The organism is Akkermansiaceae bacterium, assembly GCA_017798145.1.
GTDB lineage: Bacteria > Verrucomicrobiota > Verrucomicrobiia > Verrucomicrobiales > Akkermansiaceae > Luteolibacter.
Map to the genome: position 1 here is coordinate 993,249 of CP059069.1, position 17,215 is coordinate 1,010,463.

The 17,215-nt window shown below is 62.8% G+C and carries 15 protein-coding genes; 11 read left to right on the forward strand and 4 right to left on the reverse strand.

What is annotated here, in order from left to right; genetic code table 11:
* Positions 1-19: 19 nt before the first annotated feature.
* The 11 genes from HZ994_04210 to HZ994_04260 all read left to right on the forward strand — a co-directional run bounded on the left by HZ994_04210 (position 20) and on the right by HZ994_04260 (position 11,846).
* Positions 20-241: a hypothetical protein gene (locus HZ994_04210; protein ID QTN31560.1), complete on the forward strand. Its 222-nt coding sequence runs from the start codon at positions 20-22 to the stop codon at positions 239-241.
* Positions 241-399: a hypothetical protein gene (locus HZ994_04215; GenBank protein ID QTN31561.1), complete on the forward strand. Its 159-nt coding sequence runs from the start codon at positions 241-243 to the stop codon at positions 397-399. The genes HZ994_04210 and HZ994_04215 overlap by 1 nt, the downstream gene beginning before the upstream one ends.
* Before the next feature lie 403 nt (positions 400-802).
* Entirely contained in the window at positions 803-3,487 is a 2,685-nt protein-coding gene (locus tag HZ994_04220) for a c-type cytochrome (protein QTN31562.1), read from the forward strand.
* Between the two features lie 82 nt (positions 3,488-3,569).
* A complete protein-coding gene (locus HZ994_04225) occupies positions 3,570-3,719 on the forward strand; it encodes a hypothetical protein (protein ID QTN31563.1) in 150 nt (49 codons plus the stop codon).
* Between the two features lie 16 nt (positions 3,720-3,735).
* The gene (locus HZ994_04230; protein ID QTN31564.1) at positions 3,736-5,670 is read left to right on the forward strand and encodes a sulfatase-like hydrolase/transferase; all 1,935 of its coding nucleotides are present in this window, start codon (positions 3,736-3,738) and stop codon (positions 5,668-5,670) included.
* Position 5,671: 1 nt separating this feature from the next.
* Entirely contained in the window at positions 5,672-6,409 is a 738-nt protein-coding gene (locus tag HZ994_04235; protein QTN31565.1) for a phosphatase PAP2 family protein, read from the forward strand.
* A gap of 13 nt (positions 6,410-6,422) precedes the next feature.
* The gene (locus tag HZ994_04240) at positions 6,423-7,100 is read left to right on the forward strand and encodes a response regulator transcription factor (protein ID QTN31566.1); all 678 of its coding nucleotides are present in this window, start codon (positions 6,423-6,425) and stop codon (positions 7,098-7,100) included.
* Positions 7,097-8,536 (forward strand): hypothetical protein, encoded by a 1,440-nt coding sequence (locus HZ994_04245; GenBank protein QTN31567.1) that lies wholly within the window; start codon positions 7,097-7,099, stop codon positions 8,534-8,536. The genes HZ994_04240 and HZ994_04245 overlap by 4 nt, the downstream gene beginning before the upstream one ends.
* Before the next feature lie 128 nt (positions 8,537-8,664).
* Positions 8,665-10,395, forward strand: a complete 1,731-nt coding sequence (gene pxpB / locus HZ994_04250; GenBank protein QTN31568.1) for a 5-oxoprolinase subunit PxpB — start codon at positions 8,665-8,667, stop codon at positions 10,393-10,395.
* A gap of 19 nt (positions 10,396-10,414) precedes the next feature.
* Positions 10,415-11,143, forward strand: coding sequence for a 5-oxoprolinase subunit PxpA (gene pxpA / locus HZ994_04255; GenBank protein ID QTN31569.1), 729 nt, complete (start codon positions 10,415-10,417; stop codon positions 11,141-11,143).
* Between the two features lie 37 nt (positions 11,144-11,180).
* Entirely contained in the window at positions 11,181-11,846 is a 666-nt protein-coding gene (locus HZ994_04260) for a pseudouridine synthase (GenBank protein ID QTN31570.1), read from the forward strand.
* Positions 11,847-11,870: 24 nt separating this feature from the next.
* On the opposite strand, the gene HZ994_04265 is transcribed toward HZ994_04260, so the two are convergent.
* The 4 genes from HZ994_04265 to HZ994_04280 are packed head-to-tail and all read right to left on the reverse strand — an operon-like array spanning position 11,871 to position 17,207.
* Positions 11,871-13,445: a cation:proton antiporter gene (locus HZ994_04265; protein QTN31571.1), complete on the reverse strand. Its 1,575-nt coding sequence runs from the start codon at positions 13,443-13,445 to the stop codon at positions 11,871-11,873.
* Positions 13,442-15,079 (reverse strand): cation:proton antiporter, encoded by a 1,638-nt coding sequence (locus tag HZ994_04270; GenBank protein QTN31572.1) that lies wholly within the window; start codon positions 15,077-15,079, stop codon positions 13,442-13,444. The genes HZ994_04265 and HZ994_04270 overlap by 4 nt, the downstream gene beginning before the upstream one ends.
* A gap of 57 nt (positions 15,080-15,136) precedes the next feature.
* The gene (locus tag HZ994_04275) at positions 15,137-16,240 is read right to left on the reverse strand and encodes a thioredoxin domain-containing protein (GenBank protein QTN31573.1); all 1,104 of its coding nucleotides are present in this window, start codon (positions 16,238-16,240) and stop codon (positions 15,137-15,139) included.
* A 52-nt stretch (positions 16,241-16,292) separates the two neighbouring features.
* Positions 16,293-17,207, reverse strand: coding sequence for a hypothetical protein (locus HZ994_04280; protein ID QTN31574.1), 915 nt, complete (start codon positions 17,205-17,207; stop codon positions 16,293-16,295).
* Positions 17,208-17,215: the final 8 nt, after the last annotated feature.

The window sequence follows — 17,215 nt, forward strand, 5'->3', positions numbered from 1 at the left end:
CGAGGAACGCAGGATCCGCGTGACGAATCATCTCGGTTGGATCGCCCCGAAAGGGCGGATCATGTGGGTGGGGATCTGCAGAGTGATGTGTGTGGGAAGCGTCCGGCACCTGCCGGGTGAGGAGGCTGTCAGGGCGAGGCGCCACTGGCTGAGCAGCCTGCCACCCGAGGCAACGCGGTTGCTCGCGCTCGTGCGCGGATATTTGGCGATCGAAAACCGCTGCCACTGGGTGATGACGTGATGTTCAACGAGAACCAGTCGCGCGGCCGCAGCGGGCATGCGGCGAAGAACATGTCGCTGCTGCGCCGTCTGGGCCACAACCTCCTGCAAACAAGCGGCGAACTTGCGGGGAAATCGGATCGTTCAAAGCGTCTAGCCGCCTTCCTCGGAACAACCTGAATGCGGTAGCCCTGGCATCCAGTTCCGCTCGCTGGACAGGCGGTTGTTGGAGTGATTGGACGGATATCAAACTAATGGGAAAACTCTCCGATTGCTGGGCAAAAACCGATCTGGCAAACGGAAAGCCTGGTCTCTCGGTTGAGGCTCACTGCCGGTTCGTCGGACACATTGCGAATGCGCTTTGGGAGAATTCGCCAAGACCCGTTAGGGACACAATACGCGAATGCACGGTCACCCTCAGGTTTCCCCACACCCGTGGGGATGAACCGCAGACTAGACAGCGCCATAGCCGCCGGTGGGGATGATTCTGTGCCTGAACGGGTAAGCCGAGCGCCGCTGCAGACGGGTGATTGACCAGAAAGTTCCGGCAAGTAGGATAGGCCATAGAGAAGCCTGCCGAAACATGAGACCCATCCACTTCCTGCCACTCCTTTTTTCCTCCGCCGCTTTCGCCTGGAGTCCCACCGATGAGGCTCCCGAGATGCCCTTGGATTCCTTCGTCTTACCGGAAAGCCTGGAGATTGTCCCGTGGGCCGCCTCGCCGCTGCTTTTCAACCCGACGAACATGGATGCGGACCATCTCGGCCGCATCTGGGTCACCGAGGGGGTCAACTACCGGGGCAAGCAAGGCCGCCGACCCGAGGGTGACCGCATCGTGATCCTCGAGGACACGGATATGGATGGGAAAGCCGACAGGTCCACCGTGTTCTGGCAGGATCCCGAACTCGTCGCGCCGCTCGGAATCGGCGTGTTCGACAACGTGGTCATGGTTTCGCAGCCGCCCAACCTTCTCAAGCTCACCGATGTGAACCGCGACGGGAAATTCAGCGAGGCGGACGGCGACACGAAAGAAGTTTTCCTGACCGGCTTCAACGGGCGCAACCACGACCACTCGCTCCATTCCGTCACCGGCAGCCCGGATGGGAAATGGGTTTTCAACCAGGGCAACACCGGCGGGATGTTCACCGACAAGGCAGGCAAGGCCTTCCGCTTCGGCGGATCCTACGTGCACGAGCCGTTCTCGAAATACGTCACCGATGTCCGGAAAATCGCCGGACTGGCCTCCGACGACGGCTTTTCCTACAACGCGGGCGCGGCTTTCCGCATCAACCCGGACGGCACCGGCACCGAGGTGATCGGCCACGGTTTCCGCAACTCCTACGAGCAGATCACAAACTCCTTCGGCTTCGTTTTCCAGAACGACAACGACGACCCGCCTGCCTGTCGCGTGACCCACATGATCGAGCATGGAAACGCCGGCTACTTCTCCCGCGACGGCAAGCGCGACTGGCGAGCCGACAAGCGTCCCGGCCAGGACACGCCCACCGCAGAGTGGCGGCAGCAGGATCCGGGCACCATGCCGGCGGGCGATGTCTACGGGGGCGGCTCGCCCACCGGGATCGCATTCTACGAAAACGGCGCGCTGCCGGAAAGTTTCAGCGGCACCCTGCTTTCCTGCGAGCCGGGCAAAAACGTGATTTTCTCCTACCGCCCGGAACTCGATGGTGCGGGCTTCAAGCTCGATCGCCACGACTTCGTCACCTCGAACGCCGGAAAGGAATTCCGCGGCTCTGATTTCGTCGGGGGGGTGAAGAAAAAGGATAACTCGAAGACGGGCCGCGAGGTCTTCTATCAGTTCCGCCCTTCGGATGTGATGGTCGGCGCTGACGGTGCGATCTACGTCGCCGACTGGACCGATTCGCGCGTGGGCGGTCACGGCACCAACGACGAGGCGGCCTCCGGCGTCATCTACCGCATCGCCCCGAAAGGCTTCAGGCCGTCCGTCCCGAGGATCGATCTCTCGACCATGGATGGGGCTGTCACCGCGCTGGAATCTCCGGCGAACAACGTCCGCTGGTCAGGCTTCCGTAAGCTCAAGGAAGATGGGGCAAAGAGCCATGAAGCGATTGCCGGGGTGCTGGAAAACGAGAATCCCTTCGTAGCAGCACGGGCGGTCTGGTTGCTCCCTTACGTTGGTGATAGGGGTGTTGCGAAGCTCGAGGAAATCCTCTCCGGGGACGATGAGAGAGAACGTCTCACCGCTTTCCGAGCGATCCGCCGCTCCGGCAAACTGGACGCACTGGCATACGGCAAGAGGCTCGCTTCGGACAGCTCCGCCGCCATCCGCGCGGAGGCCGCGATGGAAATGCGCTACCGCAGTTGGGACGAGGCCGGGGAAGTCCTTGTCGCCGTCGCCAAGGCATGGGACGGCAAGGATCGATCCTACCTCGAATCGCTAGGCCTCGGCGCGGGGCACAACACCGAGGCTCTCTGGAAGGCGCTTGTTGAGGAAATGAGACCCGGCGCACCCAATGCTTGGCCGGAAAGTTTCGCATGGCTCACCTGGCGGCTCATGCCGCAGGCCGCCGTTCCCGCGCTCGCCGCCCGCGCCAGCGAGAAAAGCTTTTCCGATGTGCAGCGCAGATTTGCGGTGGATTCGCTCGCCTTCATCGACACACGCGAATCCGCCGATGCACTCATTGCCTTGGCCGCGGAAAGCTCCCCCGCACGCGAACAGGCGACGTGGTGGCTGCTCAACCGCAGCGGTGGCGAGTGGTCATCCATGAACCTCCAGCCAGCGCTCGCGAAAAGGGGGATCGCCGGAAAGCCCGCGATGATCGTCGCCTCCCCCATGCCACCCAAACCGGAGGCCATGAAATTTTCCGTGCAAGATGTCCTGGCCCTGAAGGGCGATGCGGCGAAGGGCAAGCAGCTCGCAGCCCGTTGCATGATGTGCCACCAGATCGATGGCAACGGCCCGGACTACGGGCCGGCGCTCAAGGGGTTTGCGAGGGCTCAGCCGGCCGAGGTGGTTGTGCGCAGCATCGTCGATCCATCCGCCGACATCGCGCAGGGATTCGAGGGGCAGTCGCTCACACTAAAGGACGGCAAGCGCATCGATGGGATCGTGCTTTCCGGAGGGAAAGCCGTCTCCATCCGCTCCACCGGAGGCATCACCCAGGATGTGCCGAGACCGCAGGTCAATGACCTCAAGCCGCTTGACCGTTCCCTAATGCTCAGCGCCGACCAGATCGGCCTCAGCGCACAGGATGTCGCGGACATCGTGGAGTGGATGAAGGGATATTAGGCGGGAGATTTTTCCGAAAAAAACGCCTCTCTCATGCTTTTCTCATGAAGTGGCGGCTATTCCTTTGCGCATCAGCCCCACAATGATCCAGCGCGTCATCAGCTCCTACCCCATGCGTTTCGCATTCGTGGTGGGTGCCTTGGCGACCGCGTTGCTCATCGTCCATTACCGTTTGCTCTTGAAAAGGGACACCTCCCTTTTCCGCGCGAACCGGCACCGGACAGGCGGCTGATGGAACCCGCAAATCCATGAGAAAACTGACCGCATCCATACCCGCCCGCTTCGCCATCCTATCCTTCGCCCTGTTCTTCGCATTCTCGCTCATCGCCCGGATCGTGCTCGCCATCTCCGCCCACTCGGAGCTTGGCTTCAACGGATCCCTCCTCGGCGCCTTCGCGGTCGGCCTGCTCTACGACCTTGCGGCGGGCGTTTTCGCGGCCATCCCGTGGCTCCTTCTCGGCATCATCCTCCCATCAAGGCTGTCACGGAAAACATGGGCGCAGTGGCTGCTCGCCGCCCTCGCCGTGCTCTACACCGGCATGCTCGTTTTCATCACCACGGCGGAATGGTTTTTCTGGGATGAGTTCGGCGCACGTTTCAACTTCATCGCCGTCGATTACCTGATCTGGACCCAGGAAGTCTGGGGCAACATTTCCGAATCCTACCCCATGGGGCTCATCATGCCCGCCATAGCCCTGACAGCCGTCGCCATCGTCTGGGGCATGCGGCGCGCAGGGCTTTTCGGATTCCTGGACGAAAGGGCTACCACCTGCCTGCGCCACCGCGCCAGCGGCCTCGCCGTCCTGCTCACCGTCCCTTTCCTTACAAACCGCCTCGTCAGCCAGTCCTACATCCCCGCCTTCGGCAACCAATACGACACCGAGATCGCCAAGAACGGCTGCTGGGCTTTCTTCGCGGCCTTCAAGCAGATGGAGCTCGATTACAAGCGCTGGTACCTTGAGGGGGACGAGAATGAGATGCTGGAAAGCGCAAGGCAACTGCTCGTCACGGAAAACGAAAAACCCGCTTCCGGAGCCGCCGACGATCTCTCGCGCACCATTTCGAAACCCGGAAAGGAAAACGAATGGAATGTCGTGCTTATCTGCATGGAAAGCCTCAGCGCGGATTTCATGTCCTACTCCGGCGGAAGCGGAAGCCTCACGCCAAACCTCGACCGCCTCCGCGAGAACTCGGTCTTTTTCGAGAACCTCTACGCCACCGGCACCCGCACCGTTCGCGGCATGGAAGCCCTCACCCTGAACCTGCCCCCCACCCCTGGCCAGGCCATCATCTACCGCCCGCAGGGCACCGATCTCAAGACCACCTTCGGCCCCTTCCTGGACCGCGGCTACGATTGCGGGTTCTTTTATGGAGGCGACGGACGATTCGACTTCATGAACCGCTACTTCTCCACCGCAGGCTGCCGCATCATGGACTCCAATGCATGGGAGGAAAAGGACACCACCTTCAAGACCTCCTGGGGTGCATGCGACGAGGATCTTTTCAACAAGGCCATCGCCGAGGCCGACAAGGACCACGCCGAAGGCAAACCCTTCCACTTCTTCTGCATGACCACCAGCAACCACCGCCCCTACGAATTCCCTGCAGGCCGCATCGATCTCACCCCGGCAGACCGCCGCAGCGGTGCCGTCAAATACGCCGACTGGGCATTGGGCGATTTCATCGAAAAGGCCTCCGGAAAGCCATGGTTCGCCAAAACCCTCTTCGTCATCGTCTCCGACCACTGCGCAAGCAGCGCTGGCAAGCAGGACATCGACGTCACGAAATACCGCATCCCAGGGATGATCTACAATCCCGCCCTCGTCCAAGCGCAAAAGATCAGCAAGCTCTCCAGCCAGATCGACATCATGCCCACCGTCTTCGGCCTGCTGAACTGGAACTACACAACCCTGAGCTTCGGCCACGATTACCTCAGCGCCGCCGCCACCAGCCTGCCGGAGCGTTCCTTCGTCAGCAACTACCAGAAGATCGCCATGATCACCCCGGATAGCATGACCATCCTCAAGCCGAACAAGAAGCACTCCTCCTACAACTGCCTTTTGGCCACCGGCGAACTGACACCCATGGGCAACCGTGAGAAAGCCGCAGCCCTGCTCCGCGAAACCATCGTCTGGTACCAGGGAGCCTCATGGCTCTTCGGCTCCGGGAAACTGAAACGCTGACATGGACAGAACCCTTTGGCCATCCGTCGTTGTCCTCGCCGCTGTTTTCGCGATCTGCGAGGCCACCGGCATGGACCTGTGGCTCCAGGATCATTTCTACAACTTCGCCACCCACCGCTGGGTCGTCGATGCGAATGCCACTGTGCCACGCCTGCTCTTCTACACCGGCCCAAAGGTGATGATCTGGTTGCTCGGACTCTTCACAATCGGCGCAGTTGTTTGTTGCAGGAAACCCCGAAAGCTCCCCTTCGCCCGCCGCGATCTCATCATCCTCGCCGCCACCCTCGCAAGCGCACCCGCCCTCGTCGCCTTCGGAAAAGCCACCACAGACACCTTCACCCCCGCGCAGATCCGCCGCTACAACGGTGATGCCCCTTACGTGAAAGTCATGGGACATTACCCGCCCGGCGATCACCCGGCCAAGCGCGGGCGAGGCTTCCCCGCCGGCCATGCCAGCGGCGGCTACTCCCTGCTCGCCCTGGCCGGCATGGCTTCCACCCGCCGTGGCCGTGCCATCGGCATCTCCATCGGGCTCTGCGTCGGCACCATGATGGGCACCTACCAGATGCTCAAGGGCGCCCATTACCTCTCCCACACCCTCGTCACCGCCATACTGTGCTGGATCGTCTTCCTCTCATGGCGGCGCATCATCCCGCCCGCGCCCCCGGCCCAAATGCCCTCCGTGCCGGAAAAGCCGCACCCCATCTTCCATGGTTGGCGTTTCAAATCCAACGGCTAGGATTCGCAGGGAAATGCGACTCCTCATCATCGAAGACAACCGCGGCCTGCGCGAGTCCCTCACACAATACATGCGCGAGGCATCCTTCGTCGTGGACTCCACCGGCAACGGTGACGAAGGCCTCTGGCATGCCACCGAACAACCCTACGATGCCATACTCCTCGACCTCATGCTTCCCGGGATCGACGGCATGGAGATCCTGAAAAAACTCCGCAAGAAAGGCACCGACACCTTCATACTCGTCATCAGCGCGCGCGACGGCCTGGAAGATCGCCTCGAAGCCCTCAACGCCGGTGCCGACGACTACCTCACCAAGCCCTTCCCCATGGCCGAGGCTCTCGCCCGCATCCACGCCATGCTCCGCAGGAAATTCGACCGCAAGGACCCTGTCATCCACATCGCGGATCTCAACCTCGACCCCGTACGCCGCACCGTTTCACGCGCCGGCAAAACCATCGATCTCACCGCCCTGGAATACCGGCTCCTGGAATACCTCGCCTTCCGCAGCGGCGAACCCGTCTCCCGCACCGATATCTGGGAGCACGTCTTCGAGGACTCCACCGGCGGCACCTCGAACGCCGCCGACGTTTACATCGGCTACCTCCGGAAAAAACTGAACACCGGCGATCTGCCCAACCTCATCCACACCCGCCGCGGACACGGCTTCGTCCTCTCGGAAAACCCCGTATGAGCAGCCCTTCCATCCGCCGCAGCCTGCTCATCCGCTGCGGCATCGGCACCGGCATCCTCGCCGCCGTCCTCTCACTCTCCATCTACCTGATGGTCCGCCACAGCCTCTACGAGGAAATCGACAATTCACTCCGAGAGACCGCCTCCATCCTCGCCAACCAGATGGAATACGAGGGCGGAGCGATCATCTTCGAGTGGGAGGAAGGCATCGGCACCAACCCCGCCCTGAGCGACCAATCACTCTTCCAGTATTGGAACGAGCAAAGCGGCCTCACCACCCGCTCCCCCGCCCTCCGCAACAACGACCTCCCGAAATTCACCGGCCCCGAAGGCGAGCCCGATATCGAAACGATAGCAATCCCCGGACGCCTGGAGCACGCCCGCGCCATCGGACTTCTGATCTTCCCATACATTTTGCCCGGGGAGAAAGCCGCCATGAATGCCGCAGGGATGAAGTTCCATCCGGAGGAACATCCGCACACCCTCGTCGTCGCCAGGGATCTCACACCCGTCCTCCGCACCCTCGCCGAACTCACCGTCATCCTCTGCGTGGGCACCCTTGTCACCCTCGCGATCGGCTTCTACCTCATAGACCACGCCATCCGCGGCTCGCTCACCCCCATCGCCTCCCTCACCGAGCAAGTCCGCAGCCGCAGCGGAGAACGGCTCGACTCTCCCATCGTCCTACCCGGCGGCATACCCGCCGAACTCACTCCGCTCGCCGAATCCTTCGACACCCTGCTCTCCCGCGTCGCCGCCATCCGCAGCCGCGAGCAGGATTTCATACGCCACGCCTCCCACGAGCTGCGCACACCCATCGCCAGCCTCAGCGCCACCACAGAACTCGCCCTCTCGAAAGACCGCGACGCAAGCGAATACAGGCGGCACCTCGAAGCATGCGCAAAAACCTCCGCCGAGCTTGCCGCACTCGTCCAGCGCCTCTCCGCACTATCCCGCATCGGAAGCCAGGGCGACCCTGCAAAACCCGCCCCCATTGACCTCGGGGAAATCCTGACCGAATCCCTCGATGCTTTCGAAAAACGCTACAATGACTGCGAGATCGGCCTATCGATCACCTACCCAAACGACAACTTCACCTCCTTCGCCGATCCCGTGCTCACCGCCCTGATCATCAACAACCTCGCGGATAACGCCGCATCCTACTCCCCCCCGGGCTCCACCGTTTCCATCCGGCTCTCACGTTCCGAAGGCCGCCATGAAATCTCCTTCACCAATCCCTGCGCTGATCTCCCGGATGACCTCGAACGCCTTTTCGAGCCGCTCTTCCGCCGCGATGCCTCCCGCACCAGTTCCGCCCACCTCGGCATCGGACTCACCCTCTCCCGCGAGGCCGCCGAGGCCATGCGCGCAACCCTCACCGCCGACATACCCGAAAAAGGCTGCATACGGTTCACGCTCTCGTTGCCAGGCGCCTGATTTCTCCATTCCAGCCATGATCCGGCGTGATCAACCCTCCCACTGATAGATGGCCGCACCATTTCACTGCGAGACAGTGATCGAAAGCGCCACCTTGCGCCTCCCTGCATTTCTGGCATCCTGTCGCCATGGGATTGCACGCGCTCGGAGACTCGGCATGGCTCTTCAAGGCCAGCGGATCGACCCCGGAAGACAGGCTCGGGCTCATCCTCCGCCTGCGCCGCGTTCTGCAGTCAAATCCCATCCCGGAGATCGTCGATATCGTCTCCTCCTTCGACACCATCGCGGCACATTTCAATCCAGCCGACGGCCAGAAGGTGCTCGACCACCTGACCTTGCTCGATCTCGACCAGGCCGGAGGGGAACAAACCACAGCCGCAAAAACCGTCACCATCCCCGTGGCCTACGGCGGGCAATGCGGCTCCGACCTTGAGGCGCTGGCCGAAGCCCGCAATCTTACCGTGCCCGAACTCATCGCTCTGCACGGCAGCGCGGAATACACCGTCGCCGCCATCGGCTTCTCGCCCGGTTTCCCATACTTGCTGGGACTGCCTCCACAGCTCCACCAACCCCGCCACCCCAGCCCGCGCAAAGTGCAAGCCGGTTCCGTTGCCATCGCCGGCAACCAGGCCGGCATCTACCCCTTCGCATCGCAGGGCGGATGGCATGTGATCGGTCGCACGAATCTGACCTTGTTCGATCCCCACCGCGAGCCTCCGTCACTGCTCCAACCCGGCGACAAGGTGCGTTTCGCGGAGACGGACACGCTTCAGGAAACCGAACCCTCCCCCCCGCGATCCGAAGCCCCAAGCGAAGGCATCGAGGTCATCGAGCCGGGTGCGCTCAGCTCCATCCAGGATCACGGCAGATGGGGCAGCCAGCACCTCGGCGTATCGCCCGGAGGAGCCGCCGACCCGGTGCTTGCCTCCATCGCCAACCGCCTTGTCGGCAATCCGGACGAAACCGCCGTCATCGAATGCACCATGACAGGCCCCGTGCTGCGGTTCGTTGCGGATGCTTGCGTGGCATGGGTCGGCTGGGGGGATGAAAGCTCCGGGCGTCCGCACGGGATCAAGGCCGGGGAAATCGTCGATCTGCGCGGCCGCATGTGCCACCTGCGTGGCTATGTCGCCGTGGCGGGTGGCATCGACGTTCCGAAATTGCTTGGCAGCCGTGCGACGGACCTGCGCGCGGTTTTCGGCGGACAGCATGGCCGCACCCTACGAGCCGGAGATTTACTGCCCGTGGGAAAAGCGAGCACCTCCCAGACATCCGCAAACTGGCACGTTGCATGGCCCCATCCCGACGGGAAACTGATCGAAATCCGCTACCTCCGGGGGGGGCAGGCGGATTGGTTCGGCCTGGAAGCACACCGCGCCTTCTCTGGAAGTTTTTATGAAGTCAGCCCGTCCTCAGACCGGACGGGCACACGGTTGGAAGGGCCAAGGCTCGGCCTCAGGGAACCACGCGAAATGGTTTCCCAGCCGGTCGTATTCGGATCGGTGCAGGTTCCCCCGGACGGCCAGCCCATCGTCCTGATGAGCGAGCGCCAGACCATCGGCGGCTACCCGCAGATCGGCCACGTGATCTCGGCGGACATCCCCAGACTCGCCCGCGCCTGGCCGGGGACACAGCTGCGCTTCCGGGAGGTCGGCCTGGACGAGGCACGGGATGCCTGGAACGGGCTGCAGCGCGAGCTTGGCATTCTCAACGCCGGACTGATGCTCGCCATGCGGGAGAATGGGGCTGGTGGCAACGCCGCTACGCAAAGCCGTCCTTCCGGGCGGCAGCACAAGCCGGGTGCGGCGGCGCCTCAACCGAATCCTGCCGCCTCGGAGGTCGGCTTTCCATTTCCCTAGTCCCACCCGATACAAACCCATGCACACGATCGACCTCAACGCGGATCTCGGCGAAGGTGGCGAACAGGATGAAGCCCTCATGGCCTTCGCCAGCTCGGCCAACATCGCCTGCGGCGGACATGCCGGGAACAGGGAAAGCATACGCCGCGCCGTCGGACTCGCCATCAATGCGCAGGTCGCCATCGGCGCCCATCCCGGCTACGAAGACCCCGCACATTTCGGCAGGCGTCCGATGATCCTTTCGGCCGGTGAAATCCGTTCCCTGATTCATCGCCAGCTGGAGCGCATCCTCGCCATCCATCCAAGGCTGCACCACGTCAAGCCCCACGGCTCCCTCTACAACCAAGCCAACGAGGACGAGGCCATGGCCTCGGCCCTCGTCTCCGCCATCGCTGAGCTGCAACCGGACACGATCCTCTACTCCCCTCCCCGAGGCGCACTCGCCCTAGCCGCCGCCGCGATCAAGATGGCCACCTGCCCCGAAGGCTTCATCGACCGCCGCTACCAAGACGACGGAAGCCTATGCCCACGAACCGATGAACGGGCGCTCATCGAAAACGCCGATGAAGCGGTTTCACAGGCCATCCAAATCGCCATCAAAAAATCAGTCACCACCCTCAGCGGAGCCACCATCCCCCTGAAAGCGCAAACCCTATGCATCCACGGCGACAGCCACCATGCCCTGGATCTAGTGACCCTCACCCGCTCATCCCTGGAAAACGCCGGCATCAGAATCAGCGCGCCCTAACCCGGAATCCGTGCACCCCTTATCACTCCTCATTCCCATGACCCTAGCCCAGTTCATCGCCAAACACACCAGCCAGGGAAAACGCCACGCCAAAAAACTGTTAGAATCAGGGGCCGTCATCCTGAACGGAAGCACCGAAACCGACGGCACCCGGGAAATTGGAAAGTTCGACCAAATATCAGCCGCAGGAGAAATCCTCCAAGCTAACACCCGCCGCATCATCCTCCTCCACAAGCCCGCCGGCATCCTCTCCGCCACCAAAGATCCGACCCACCAAACCGCCATCGACCTGATCGGAGAACCCTGGGCGCACGAACTGCACCTCGCCGGCCGCCTCGACCGCTCCACCACCGGCCTCGTCATCCTCACCAACGACAGCAAATTTTCCGAATCCCTCACCCGCCCGGAGAACAAGATCCCCAAAACCTACCTCGTCCACACCGACCAAACCATCCCGGAAGAAGCCATCGCAAAATTCCGGGCAGGCATGTCTTTCGAAAAGGAAAACACCCGCTCCCAACCCGCCACCGTCGATCTTCTAACGGAAACATCCTGCCGCCTCACCATCCACGAAGGACTCCACCACCAGATCAAGCGCATGTTCCTCCGCTTCGGAATCCGCGTGACCTCGCTGCATCGTGAGTCAATCGGCGCATACTCCCTTGGGGAACTGGAAGTGGGACAGTGGTGTGAGGTAACGTAACGGCGGCATAAGATCGCCGGCACCTCACCCCTTCACCCTGTCATTGTTCTCCAGCCAGGCCATGAAGGTATCCGCCGCCGCCATGGAGTTCATCACCGGCCTGCCACCAGCCTCCCGAATCTTCTCCGCATCCACCTCTTCGAAGACCCTGGCGACCACGGGAACGCCTTTCACATGGCGCAATACGGTCAGCGCATCACCCACGCGGCGCATCGAGGCGATGACTAGTTTCGCATCCCGCGCCCCGGCTTTCTCAAGCACCTCGACCTCCGCTCCGTCTCCACGTAGGAAAGGAATGCCCTTTTTCGCCAACGCGGCGCAGACAACCGCATCATCATCGACAACGAGGACATTTTCGCCCTGGGCGAGGAGGGGTTTCAAAGTCCACATCCCTGCGGAGCCAAAGCCGAGGATGAGCACATGGCCGCTCGGAGCGGACTCGATCCGGCCTTTTTTCCGCAGCGGATGGAAGGGCAGCAGGAAATTCGCGACAGACTCGCGGCCGAGGAACGGGGTCGCCGTCATGGTGATCACCGTCGTCAGCGCGAGGACGGAAAAGGTTTCCGGGCTGACGTGGCCGAGCATCACGCCTCCCAATCCGAGCAGCAGGGAATACTCGCTGGTCTGCGCGAGCAGCAGGCCGGATTCGATCCCGGCGCGCGCGTTGAGCCCGCGCCACTCCGCCACCAGCGCGACGAGCGGCGGCGTCACCACGATCACCACCAGCGAGTAGACAAGAGCCTGCCCCCACAGACCCGCTTCCGGCACGCCGAGCAGCGCACCGAGCGCTACGAAGAACATCGCCTGGAAAAAATCCACCAGCGAGGAGAGCTGGCCGCGCACAAGGCCGTTGAGGGGAAATGCGGAAAAGACAAATCCGCCCACGAAAGCGCCTGCGATCAGCGGCAGATCAAGCCACGAGGCGAGCCCGACAAAACCGAGCAGCACCGCCACCAGCCACAGCAGCAGGTTCTCCTCATCCGGCTTGAAGCGGAACACCAGCTTCGGGATCACAAAGCGCTGCGCGACCCACGCGGCCCCGCCCAGCACCGCCGCTTCCAACAGGCCTCTCCCGACATTCCATCCACCGTCATCCACGTGCGAGAGAACGATGATCAGCAGGACCAGAGCCACATCCTGCAACAGCAGAACCCCCGTGACCACGCGCCCATACGGCTCGAACATCGCCTTGCGCTCCTGCAGGTGGCGCAGCACCACAAGGGTCGAACTCGCGGCCAACCCACCGCCCACATACACCGCCTCCAGCGTTCCCATTCCCATCCAGATCGCGCAGAGAAAACCGACACCCATCGCCAACGAAAACTGCACACCGGCCACCCAGAGCACCGCCTTTCCGAACCTCCTGAAGCGCCTCGGGTTCAGCTCCACACCCGAAGCGAAAACGAGGAACACCAGCCCGAGCTCCAGCATGCCCATCGTGCCCTCGCCGCCGCCGAGCGCCAAACCCTCCGGCACAAGCCCCGCCATCCCAAGCAACATCCCAGCCCCGATCAGCACGGGAATCGACGGCAACCTGAAGAAGCGGCAGAACCCATAGGCCACCGCTGCGGTCACGAGGAGCAAAGCGAACGCCGTCACTTCAGCACCCCCATTTCCTTGAGAATCCTGAGCTGCGCCTTCACCCCATCGACCTTGGAAACCATCAGGTAATCCGCCTCCAGCTCCAGCAAGTTGTCCACCACGGAGAGATCCACCACATGGATCGCACACGGCACGCCGACGCTCTTGCAACGGTAGGCGAGCAGGTCGTTCGTCTCCTCGATCTGCAGGGCGCTGACCAGCAGCTTCGCCCGCTTGTAGCCCGCTTCCTCCAGCACCGAGAGATACCCCACGCTGCCCAGCAGGGAGCTCCCGGGCAGCCCCTCAAGCTTCAGCGGATCGGTATCCACCGCCAGCACATCCTCGCCCTTTGCCGTCAGGCGCCGCACCAGTTCGCGCCCCAGCGTGTTCATCCCCACCACGATCACATGCCGATCCAGATGCTCGCCCGCATGCACGATCCTGTCAGCCATCTCCGGCTTTCCATCGAGGAATTTCCAGCGCAGCAAGCCCATCCTCAATGCCCACGCATAGACATTGTGGCTGTAGAGGATCAGGTAGGAGGAAACGGCGATCGTCACCACCCCGACCAGCGCGGACACCAGCATGATCTCCCCGCCGATCAGCCCCTTGGCCATCGCCAGCCCGGCGAGGATGAACGAGAACTCGCTGGTCTGCGCCATCGTCACGCCGGTGAGGAACGAGGTCTTCCTCCCGTAGCCGAGCCGCCCGAGGATCAGCAGGAACACGATGGGCTTGCCGATCAGCACAAAGGTGGAAATCGCCAGCACGGAACCCAACTGATCCACCACCCCCCCGAACTCGATGCGTATCCCCAGCGTCACGAAAAACACCGCGACGAAGAAGTTCATCAGCGGATGCACCCGCCGCCGCAGATCCTCGTTGTATGGGAGCTGGGCTAGGCTCATCCCGGCAAGGAACGCCCCGACCTCCAGGGAAAGCCCGAACTCATGTGCCCCGAAGACCATCAGGAAACACCATGAAAGTGCCCAGATCAGCAGAATTTCCGGCGACCTTGCCGCCCATTTGAACGGCCTCGGGAGAATGTATTTCGCCGCGACCGCAGCCACCGCCAGCAGCACCACCATCCCACCGAACGCCTTGAGCAAGCCCATCCCGATCGCCCCCGCATCCAGCCCGGAATCCGCCCCGGAAATCCCCGCAAGGAAAGTCAGCAGCATGATGACCACCAGATCCTGCACCAGCAGCACCCCCAGCGAGATCCTGCCGTAGAGGCTCTCCAGTTCGCCCTTTTCCTCCAGCAGTTTCACCACCACCACCGTGCTGCTGAAGGTCACCGCCAAGGCGATGAACACCCCTTCCACCAGCCCGAAACCCAGCCCCCACGCCACCAGATACCCCAGCCCCACGGTCAGCGCGACCTGCGAGAAGCCCGCTGCGAGCGCCACCTTCCCGACATCCTTCACCTTCGAAATGCTCAGCTCCAGCCCCACGAGGAAAAGCAGCAGGGCAATCCCCGTCTCGGAAATCAAACCCAACCCCTCATCCATCCCCACCCAGCCCAGCACCGGGCCGAGCAAAATGCCGCAGAGCAGATACACAACGATCGCGGGCATCCGCACCGCCCGCCCCAACGCCACCAGCACCGCCGCGCAAACCGCGATGATCCCGAGGCTCTGCAAAAATCCCACGCCCGTCATTTCTCCGGATGGATACCGTTAGGGGAAAATTGTCTCAACACGAATCGGCTACTTTTCCTTGGAAATCGCCCCGAGCCCGAGCTCGCCTCCCATCACGCGGATGAAGTCCTCCTCGCCGGAAGGCAGCCCGTGAAGGATGCGGGTTCCCTTGACCACGAGCTTCGGCAGCTTGGGAGTGGGGGTGGAGAGCTTGCGCCATCCGGCGATGTTGCCGCGTATGGCCTCATCGATCCATGGATCGGCAAGCGCCTTTTCCAAGCCGTCCTCGCGAAGCAGGCCGAGCGCCAGTTTCCGCGCCACCGCTGCTTCCGGCTGCGCCAGCAAGGCGGAGTGAAAAGCGGGGAACGCCGCAGGATCGGCCCGCCACACGGCGAGGGCGATGCGGGTGATCTCGCAACTGCCCGGATGCTGGGCCGCATGGGGATTGCAGGAGCCGTCGAGCGGCACCGGCCTGAGCACCACCGCGATGTCGTCGGGATATCTCCGCATCAATCCCGTGATGAATCCGGACATCGTGGCGCAGGCTGCGCATGGGTAGTCGAAATACTCCACCAGCACATGCTTCGCTCCCGGGTTGCCCAGGCGGGGAAAGCCGCCATCCGCCTCGCTGCGGGGCGGTGATTTCACATCCGCGACCATCGCTCCCGGAGCCGGCCCCCAAAGCTGGATCAGCGCAACCGCTGCGCCTCCCAGGTAGGCCGCATTGAACATCGGCTTCGCGATGTCCGCTGCCCTCACCGATTTCCTGAGTAGGAAAAATCCGGCCACCGCGAGCGCAACGCCGATCCCATGCGCCGCCATACACCAAGGGCAGAATCTCTTTTCCAAAAACGCCTGGGCAAAGGTAAGCCAAACCGCCGCTCCGACTATCAGACCCAGCAAAGGAGCCAGGGCGCGACGCCTCGCATCCCGCATCGCTGCCATCACGCCCAGATAAATGATCGACCCAAAGGCGGTGACAGGCACGCCCAGCACCCGCGCCCAGCGCGATGCGAATAGTGATCCGCAATCCTCCGCACCGCCACATCCAATCACTCCTGTGGATGGATCCGACAGGGTCGTGAACAGCAGGAAGCCGTTCAGCGTGAGTCCGCACAAAGCCAGAAACCAAATCAACGCCAGCAGAGGGCGGCAACTTCCCGGGCGGTTCATAGGGCGGAGATTAGCCGCCGCGCCGCGCCGCGCAAACCTTTACGCGGAAGGCTCATTGCGCAGGCAGGCGAAGGGCGATCCGGATGAAGCGTCTCGGATTTCCCGGGGCGAGCGGCGTCCTGTCGCGCACCACGAAATCATCCGCGTTGTTCTCGACAAGTTCGGTGAATTCATCCCCTTCCTGCCATACCGCGAGATCGGAGGAGACCTGCACGGAAACCTGCACCGCCCGATCCACCGGACGCGGAACACGGATACTGAGATAGCTTGATCCCGCAACGCCGCGCAGCGCAGCAGGCAGCGCGGGCCCCGCGCCGGGTACCGTGGGCACGCCGCCGAACGCGAACTCGAACAGGTTCGAAACCCCATCCTTGTCGGGATCGTCGAGGAGGCCGTTCTGCGCGACCCCATCCAGCAGGCCGGCCTGCCACTGCGCCCATGTCAGCGGGGTGTTGCCCGCGGCGGCGGATCTCATGAGAAACGGGGAACCCGAGGAATTGATCGTGCCGACGACGGTGGTGACGGTGGTGACGGTCGCCGCGTTCGCCGTCCATGGGGCGAGCGCGGGGGACGGAAATGAGGCGTCCGGCCATGTCCATGAGGGGGCGCGGAAAAGGATCCACTGCGAGCCGCTCCTGCCCCAGACATACGCCGGTTTTCCAACCGTGAACGGGGCGGTGTTGCCCGTGGCGTTGTGGACGGAGGCGTAGCGCGAGGTCGCGGGATTGTAGCGGGAGCTGTCCGCCATGTTCCAGTTCGCCGCCCAATCGGCCGTGTTCCCGGCGGTGGGCACGAAGGTTCCGGTGAAAACGCCCAGCTCGAAGACGTAGGTCGCGTCCATCGCCGCACCGAGGCTGCTCTGGTTCACCGCGCCGGCGGGGCTGCTCCAGGGGATGGGCACCTGCGCCGCCAGATTCGCGCAGAGCAAACAGGCGAACAAACCGATCCTTGATCCGGGGCGCGTCATTTCTGCGG

Excerpts from the sequence above, each read along its gene's own strand:
- HZ994_04245 (QTN31567.1), top strand. The coding sequence starts at position 7,097 with ATGAGCAGCCCTTCCATCCGCCGCAGCCTGCTCATCCGCTGCGGCATC.
- pxpB (QTN31568.1), top strand. The coding sequence starts at position 8,665 with ATGGGATTGCACGCGCTCGGAGACTCGGCATGGCTCTTCAAGGCCAGC.
- HZ994_04260 (QTN31570.1), top strand. The coding sequence starts at position 11,181 with ATGACCCTAGCCCAGTTCATCGCCAAACACACCAGCCAGGGAAAACGC.
- HZ994_04230 (QTN31564.1), top strand. The coding sequence starts at position 3,736 with ATGAGAAAACTGACCGCATCCATACCCGCCCGCTTCGCCATCCTATCC.
- pxpA (QTN31569.1), top strand. The coding sequence starts at position 10,415 with ATGCACACGATCGACCTCAACGCGGATCTCGGCGAAGGTGGCGAACAG.
- HZ994_04275 (QTN31573.1), bottom strand. The coding sequence starts at position 16,240 with ATGAACCGCCCGGGAAGTTGCCGCCCTCTGCTGGCGTTGATTTGGTTT.
- HZ994_04235 (QTN31565.1), top strand. The coding sequence starts at position 5,672 with ATGGACAGAACCCTTTGGCCATCCGTCGTTGTCCTCGCCGCTGTTTTC.
- HZ994_04280 (QTN31574.1), bottom strand. The coding sequence starts at position 17,207 with ATGACGCGCCCCGGATCAAGGATCGGTTTGTTCGCCTGTTTGCTCTGC.
- HZ994_04215 (QTN31561.1), top strand. The coding sequence starts at position 241 with ATGTTCAACGAGAACCAGTCGCGCGGCCGCAGCGGGCATGCGGCGAAG.
- HZ994_04240 (QTN31566.1), top strand. The coding sequence starts at position 6,423 with ATGCGACTCCTCATCATCGAAGACAACCGCGGCCTGCGCGAGTCCCTC.
- HZ994_04220 (QTN31562.1), top strand. The coding sequence starts at position 803 with ATGAGACCCATCCACTTCCTGCCACTCCTTTTTTCCTCCGCCGCTTTC.
- HZ994_04225 (QTN31563.1), top strand. The coding sequence starts at position 3,570 with ATGATCCAGCGCGTCATCAGCTCCTACCCCATGCGTTTCGCATTCGTG.